This is a genomic window from uncultured Oscillibacter sp., assembly GCF_910587525.1.
Classification (GTDB): Bacteria; Bacillota; Clostridia; order Oscillospirales; family Oscillospiraceae; genus Oscillibacter.
The window spans coordinates 1-7,147 of the sequence record NZ_CAJULS010000119.1 but is presented as its reverse complement, the minus strand read 5'-3'; the positions used below and the strand labels follow the sequence as shown (position 1 = coordinate 7,147).

At 64.2% G+C, this 7,147-nt stretch carries 6 protein-coding genes; 2 read left to right on the top strand and 4 right to left on the bottom strand.

The features are described from left to right. Window positions 1-296: 296 nt before the first annotated feature. Window positions 297-1,322 (top strand): acyltransferase, encoded by a 1,026-nt coding sequence (locus QZ326_RS10190; RefSeq protein ID WP_295744823.1) that lies wholly within the window; start codon window positions 297-299, stop codon window positions 1,320-1,322. Between the two features lie 52 nt (window positions 1,323-1,374). Here the strand turns inward: QZ326_RS10190 and QZ326_RS10185 are convergent, their stop codons facing one another. The 3 genes from QZ326_RS10185 to QZ326_RS10175 form a co-directional block, all read right to left on the bottom strand. Beyond that, window positions 1,375-2,130, bottom strand: coding sequence for a copper homeostasis protein CutC (locus QZ326_RS10185; protein ID WP_295744819.1), 756 nt, complete (start codon window positions 2,128-2,130; stop codon window positions 1,375-1,377). A 35-nt stretch (window positions 2,131-2,165) separates the two neighbouring features. Then, the gene (locus QZ326_RS10180) at window positions 2,166-3,740 is read right to left on the bottom strand and encodes an amidohydrolase family protein (protein ID WP_295744816.1); all 1,575 of its coding nucleotides are present in this window, start codon (window positions 3,738-3,740) and stop codon (window positions 2,166-2,168) included. A gap of 118 nt (window positions 3,741-3,858) precedes the next feature. After that, window positions 3,859-4,662: a MerR family transcriptional regulator gene (locus QZ326_RS10175; protein ID WP_295744813.1), complete on the bottom strand. Its 804-nt coding sequence runs from the start codon at window positions 4,660-4,662 to the stop codon at window positions 3,859-3,861. A gap of 70 nt (window positions 4,663-4,732) precedes the next feature. Between QZ326_RS10175 and QZ326_RS10170 the strand changes: the two genes are divergently transcribed. Continuing rightward, window positions 4,733-6,031 (top strand): MATE family efflux transporter, encoded by a 1,299-nt coding sequence (locus QZ326_RS10170; protein ID WP_295744810.1) that lies wholly within the window; start codon window positions 4,733-4,735, stop codon window positions 6,029-6,031. On the opposite strand, the gene QZ326_RS10165 is transcribed toward QZ326_RS10170, so the two are convergent. Then, window positions 6,028-6,897 carry an aldose 1-epimerase family protein gene (locus QZ326_RS10165; RefSeq protein WP_295744807.1) on the bottom strand — a complete coding sequence of 290 codons (870 nt, stop codon included), beginning with the start codon at window positions 6,895-6,897 and terminating at the stop codon, window positions 6,028-6,030. The two genes, QZ326_RS10170 and QZ326_RS10165, sit on opposite strands and share 4 nt — an antisense overlap. Window positions 6,898-7,147: the final 250 nt, after the last annotated feature.

Genomic DNA, 7,147 nt, shown 5'->3' with positions numbered 1-7,147 from the left:
AGGCCAACATCACCCCCATTGACTACGACCCCAGCGCCACCCGGGTGAACCAGGAGAACCGCATCAAGCTGATGCTTGCGGTGGGCCGGGAGCGTCTGGCGGAGCGGCAGGAGACTGCGGCTCCGGAGGGCCGCATCTGGGAGCGCCGGGACCGGGAGCGGACCGTGGCTCTGGCATAAGATCTAAACGCGGGCAGGGGCGGACATGTTGTCCACCCCTGCTTAAAACGATGAAAAAGTGAAGAAAACGGGTGATTTTATGGAAAATCGGCAAATAGAGCTACGATTAAGTGACAAATGCGGGGGGGGGGTATTGTCTACATAGACGTGCTCCGATACCTCGCTATCTGCCTGGTGATCGCGCTGCACTGTGTGGTGGGTTATATCAATCATACGGAAATATACGGCACGCGGACCTGGTGGCTCTGTTCTGTCATCAACAGCTTTGGCCGTATGGGCGTGCCGGTTTTTTTCATGCTCAGCGGATTCCTGCTGCTCTCCGGCAGCGGGGCCCTGGATGTCAGGTCCTTCTATAAAAAGCGGTTTTTGAAATTGGCGGGGCCATTTCTGGTCTGGGATGCGATGTACTATCTGGAGGGCTGTGTCATCAAGGGCAGCTGGAGCGTTTTGCCTTTTTTTCAGCAGCTGGTACAGCAGGGCAGCAAATACCACCTGTGGTTCATCTACCAGATCATGGGCCTCTATCTCCTGACCCCGTTTCTGAAAAAGATCGTGGACCACTCCAGCACGAAGGAGCTGCTGGTGTTTCTGGCGGTGGTCCTGCTCCAGCCCACGGTGTTCCGCCTGATCAACGTGGTGCAGCCAGTCTTCCGCATCGCGCCCTTCCTGGCCTTGGTGGAGGGGTACGTGGGGTTCTATCTGCTGGGCTACCTGTTGGGAACGCGGGACATCCCGCCCCGTCTGCGGAGGGCCATCTACCTGCTGGGCATTGTGGGAATGGTGGGCGGCACCTGGGGAAACTACTGGTATTCCTCCACGGAGAAGATCTCCTTCTATTTCAGCGAGGGCTACTCCATCATGCAGTACATGACAGCCGGGGCACTGTTCCTGTTTTTGAAAGAGCACGGGGTCCGGCTGCCGCCCCGCGCCGCGGGCTGGGCCCGCCGGCTGGCAGGTCTGACCTTTGGAATCTATTTCATCCATGTGCTGGTGCTGGACATCCTCGTGGCGGCGGAGGGCCGCCTGGGGGGCGGTCTGCCGCTGGTGTGGTGGGTGGTCTTCAACATCGCCGCGGTCTGCGTGGTCAGCACATGCGCGGCGTTCAGCTTCTCCAAATTGCCGGTGCTCCGCCGGCTGATCTGAGAGAGCGCAAAAAGAAGAGGCCGGAAACCTCTTCTTTTTGCGCTCTGCCGTTTTATTTTTCCAGCCCGTGGACAATCTCCGCGCAGAGGCGGAACTCCTCCGGGTCTGTCTGCCAGATCTCATATTCCGAAAGGGACGGCAGGCCCATGGAGACGCCGGCCTTGCGGTAGACCATGCCGCTGTCAATGGGCGCTCCGCGGCCGCTGGTGTGGAAGGTGGTGATTCCCGCGCCGTCATGGAGGAGGCGGATGTTCTCCTTTTTCACGCCGCAGCCGGCCATGATGTCAATCCGCCCCGCCGCCCGGGCGCGAAGAGTCCGCAGGAGCTCCAGCCCCGCCGGGGCGCAGGAGGCCTGTCCGGAGGTGAGAATGGTCCGGCAGCCTAAGGAGACGGCGGCCTCCAGGGTTTCCAGCGGGTCCCGGGCCATGTCGAAAGCCCTGTGGAGAGTCACCTCCATCTCCCCGGCGCAGTCCATCAGACGGCGCATTTTCTCCTCATCCAGACCGCCCTCCGGCGTCAGGCAGCCGATGACCACCCCGTTGGCCCCCAGGGCCTGAAAGGCCCGAATCTCCGTGCACATCTCCTCCATCTCCGGCTCAGAGTAGAGGAAATCGCCGAAGCGGGGGCGGATGAGGACGTTGATCTTGATTTCGCAGTCCCGCTGGACCTGCTTGAACAGGGCGGGGGAGGGGGTGGTGCCGCCGATGGCCAGATTGGCGCACAGCTCCAGCCGGTCTGCGCCGCCTATGACCGCCGCCGCGGCGGAGGCGTAGGAGTCCACGCAGCCCTCGATCAGTGGTTGGTTCATAATAGAGCGCTCCTCTCAAAAACAGTTTTCGGGCGTCACAGGTGCCGCCCGGCTCTCAGTCCGGTGAACTGTCCCTCCTGAATGGCGGGGAAGCCGTTCACAAACACCCAGTCCATGCCCTCCGCCAGCTGCTCCGGGCGCTGCCAAGCGGCGGTTTCGTGGATATTCTCCAGATCGAAGAGGCACAGGTCTGCGTCCGCTCCCGGCGCGATCCGGCCCTTTTGGGTGAGGCCGAAGCGGTCCGCCGGCTGGCGGGTGAGCTTGCGGACCGCCTCCTCCAGCGTCAGCACGCCCCGGTGCCGCACATAGGTCTCCAGCAGCCGGGGGAAGGCCCCGTAGACCCTGGGGTGGGGCAGTCCCTCCGGGTAGGTGGCGTCGGAGATCACGCCGGAGAAGGGGGCGCGGAGGATGTCCTCCACATCCGCCTGATGGGCGATGAAGTCGATCATGGACACGCCGCACCGCTCCGCCGCCAGCAGGTCGAACAGGGCGTCGTAGGGGTCCTTGTCCTGGCGCTTGGCGATGTCCGCCAGGGTCCGGCCCTCCCATTCCCGGTGCTCCGGTAGGCGGAGGGAGGCGGCGTGGATGTTCTCAAAGCCCACCAGGGACACGATGTTTTCAAAGTCTGTGCCCTCCTCCATCCGCCGGCGCATCCGGCGGCGGCTCTCGGGATCTAGGAGAGCGGCGGTGAGGGCCTCCACGCCTCCGGCCTGAAACTCCGGCGGCAGAACGTGAATCAGCTGGGTGGACCCGGCCGGGTAGGGGTAGGCGTCGCAGGCCACGTCCAGGCCCTCCGCCCTGGCGGAGGCGATCATCTCCAGCATCCGGGGCACGGCCTTCCGCCAGTTCCGGCGGCCGATGGCTTTCAGGTGGCTGATCTCCACCGGCGTCTCCAATGCCCGGGCCACGGCCAGCATCTCCGCCAGGGCCTCCACGACGCCGTCCCCCTCCTGGCGCATATGGACGGTGATGACCCGGCCGGAGCGGCGCAGAGGGGCCAGGGCCCGGATCAGCTGCTCCGTAGTGTAAAAGCACTCCGGGGCGTACCCCAGGCCCAGAGAGACGCCCAGGGCTCCGTCGGAGAGGGCCTCCTCCAGGGCGGCGTGGATCAGGCGGTACTCCCCGTCCGTCAGCGCTCCGTCCCGGAAGCCCGCCGCGCAGGCGCGGAGGGTGCCCATGCCTGCCAGCATCCCGGTGTTCAGGGGCAGGGGCGCCTCATTGGTCCGGCGGCGGTAGTCCGCCAGCCGGGGAAAGTCCTCCTCCGTCCGGCCCACAATAGGAGCCAGGTAATCCAGCACCGCCTCCCGATGGGGGCCGGACACCGGGGACAGGGACAAGCCGCAGTTGCCGTTGATGATGGTGGTCAGTCCCTGGGCCAGCTCCGCTTTGCCGAAGCCGGGGCGGAACAAAGCGGCGTCGGCGTGGCGGTGGATGTCGATGAAGCCCGGCGTCAGAAAGCGGCCCCGGCCATCGATGACATGGGCGGCCTCCGCGCCGCTGAGCCGCCCCACGCCGGCGATGATCCCGCCGGAGAGGGCGGCGTCGCCGGAGACCGCCGGAGCGCCGGAGCCGTCCAGAATGCGGATGTTTTGAATCAGGTAGTCGAACATAGTACATCTCCCGGCTGTTTTCGGTATGATATGGCGGTACGCAAGGTCCCGGCCCTTCCGGCGGGGCCTTTGGCCCGCCGGTTTTCAGTTTCGCCTGCGGCCACTATGGCGGGACCGGTCAGTCATTTACCAGCACCTGTAATTCCGTGACGTACTCCGATTCATGGCGGGTGTCATGGACGTCGATGCGGTACAGCTCCAGCGGCGGCGCGGCGGGAATGAGCCCCAGGTCCCGGACGCCCCGGAACAGTGTCTCCAGGTGCTGGTTCAGATGGTCGTAGCCGCCCCGGTAGAAGAGGCCGGCGTACCGCCCCGGCGGGAGCAGGGCGTCCTGCGGGCCGCCGGAGGGCGTGAGGAAGAACACACAGGAGAAGTGGTTCCAGATTCCCCGCCTCAGGCTCCCGCCGTCCAGAATGGCCCCCATGGTCTGGGAGCCGATGACCTTGATGTAGTCCTGATGCTGCCCCTCCAGCTTTTTCAGCAAGAAGTCGATCTCCTTTTCCAATATCACGTTTTCCTGCAAAAACACATAGGGCCGGGCCGGTTCCTCTGTGAGACGGACCTGACCCTCCGGTACGGTCCGGTAGCGCTCCAGCCGCGCCCGGCGCTGCCGGGCCTCCTGCCCGGCGGCCCGGAGCGCCGCCAGCTTCTCCTCCAGCAGCGCCTCCTGGCGGTCCAGAAAGTTCAGGGTCTCCGCCACGCTGCGGCGCTCCAGGTAGGCCCGGATCTCCTCCGTGGGGAGACTCAGCTCCCGCAGGGAGCGGATGACGTTCAGAGTGCAGATGTCCTGGATGGTGTACATGCGGTAATTGCTCTCTCCCCGGACCGGGTGGAGCAGTCCCTTCTCCTCATAGTAGCGCAGGGTGTCCGGGTGGAGATGAAACAGCCGGGCGATCTCGTGGATTTTGTAGAGGTCTTTCATTTTCCTCCTCCTGGGGGTTGACTTTCGGATAATACGAGGGTTTATCATGTACGCATAGGAGGTTGTTCAGTTGGAATTGCGGAAGAAGTTTTTGAAGTTTGTTGTGCCGTCCATTGCGTCCATGTGGGCCTTTTCCCTGTACACCATGGTGGACGGCGTGTTTGTGGCCCGGGGAGTGGGGGAGACCGCCATGTCGGCGGTGAACCTGTCCGCCCCCTTTACGTCGCTGGTCTTCATGGTGGGCATCCTGCTGGCCACGGGCACATCCACGGTGATCTCCGTGGCCCTGGGCCGGGGGGAGATGGAGGAGGCCCGGAATTATTTCAGCCAGAATCTGGCGGTGACAGTGTGCGTGAGCCTGGTCCTGACGCTCCTGGTGCTGCTGAATCTGGAGAGGGCGGCGCTGTTTCTGGGGGCCACGCCGGACACATTGTCCTATGTGAAGGAGTACGTGGGCACCATCGCCGTGTTTGCCGTGTTCTTCACCGTGTCCTACAACCTGGAGGTCCAGGTGAAGGCCAACGGCGCGCCCCAGGTCAGTACCATCGGCGTGGCGTCCTGCGCGGTGATGAACGTGGCTCTGGACGCCCTGTTCGTCATGGGCCTGGGCTGGGGCGTGTGGGGGGCGGCCCTGGCCACGGGCCTGGCCCAGGTGACCTCCGCCGCGGTGTTTCTGGCCTACTTCCTCACCCACCGGGAGCGGCTGCGGCTGGGCCGGTTCCGCTGGAACCTGAGAGCCTACCGCCGCATCCTCCCCCTGGGCCTCTCCGAGGGGCTCAATGAGCTGTCCAACGGCCTGGTGATCTTCCTCTTCAACCACACCATCCTGCGCTTCATCGGGGAACAGGCCCTGCCGGCCTACACCATCATCAGCTACGTGAACACCCTGGTGCTGATGACTATGACCGGCACCGCCCAGGGAATGCAGCCCCTGGTGAGCTACGCCCTGGGGGCGGGGCGGCGGCGGGACTGCCGCCGGCTTTTGCGGTATGGCCTGGCCGCCGCGGCGGTGTTTGCGGGGCTGTCCTTTGCCCTGGGGGAGCTGGGGGCGCCACTGATCGTGGGGGCGTTCCTGGAGCAAAGCAGCGCCATCTTTGACTACTCCGTCTCCGCCCTGCGGATGTACGCATGGTCCTTTCTGGCAGTGGGGTTCAACGTGGTTTTCGCCGCCTTCTTTACCGCCGTGGAGCGGCCCGTCCCGGCGTTTACCATCTCCCTCAGCCGGAGCCTGGTGCTGCTGGCCGTCAGTCTGATGACGCTGCCCGTCCTCTTCGGGGACCGAGGGATCTGGTTTTCCACGCTGGTGTCGGAGCTGGGGTGTCTGGTGATCACGGTGGGCTGCGCCGCTGTCTGCTTTCGGGCCGGTTAGAGCAGGGTGACGGTGTAGGCCAGTGTCCGCATCTCCCCCGGGGCCAGGGTGACGGCAAAGGGCTTGTCCTGAAAACGGCCGGTTTCGTTGTCAAAGGCGGCGCAGCCCTGCCAGGGCTCCAGACAGAGGAAGGGGGCGCCGGGCTTGGTCCAGAAGGCCGCCATGGGGAACTGGGAGAAGTCCAGTTTTACGCCCCGGCCGGTCTCCCGGTGGGCCAGGGAGACGGCGCCGGATTGGAGCTGCCGGAATATGACGGTGTCCAGCCGCCGGAAGGTCTCATAGTTCAGGGGAAGGACGCCGCCGGACAGCATGGGCTCCGCCGCCCCGCCGCGGATCAGCCCCTCCGGAGTCAGCAGCAGAGTGGAGGCGTCCTCGGGCCGGTCGAAGGTCAGCTGATAGTCCTCGAACCGCTCTCCGTCCAGAAGGGGACAGCGGAAGGCGGTGTGGGCGCCGATGCAGAACGGGAGAGGGCTGCCGCCGGTGTTCTCCACAGTAAAGGCGGTGGAGAAGCCGTTCTCCAGCAGCTGGTGCCGCACCCGCAGAGAGAAGGGGAAGGGATAGTGCGTCAGCGTCTCGCTGCTATCCCGCAGCTCCAGCGTGATAAAGCCGTCACCCTGTTCTGCCGGGGTGAAGTCCAGATTCCGGGCAAAGCCGTGGCGGGACATGTGGCAGATCTGCCCGTCAATATCCACCTGTCCGTTTTTCAAAGTGCCTACGATGGGGAAGAGAATGGGGTTCTGCCCGGACCAGAACGCCGGGTCTCCGCTCCAGATGTACTCTGTGCCGCCGCGGCGCAGAGAGACCAGCTCGCCGCCGCGGGTCTGGACTGCGGCCTCCAAAGGACCGTGTGAAAGCGCAAAGCGCATAAAATCGCCTCCTGCAGCATATGTTGACTATACTATACCCCGGGCGGAACGGTGAAGTCAAGCGGGCGGTTCGGGTCCGCCGCCTGTTTTCCTCTGCTGACGGACACGAGAAAAAATTTTGATTTTTTTTCCGGGAAGACTTGACAAAAACCCACCTCTTCTGGTATAGTAATTTCTGCCCGTTGCGGGCGAGATATGGCGGCATAGCTCAGTTGGCTAGAGCATGCGGTTCATACCCGCAGTGTCCCCG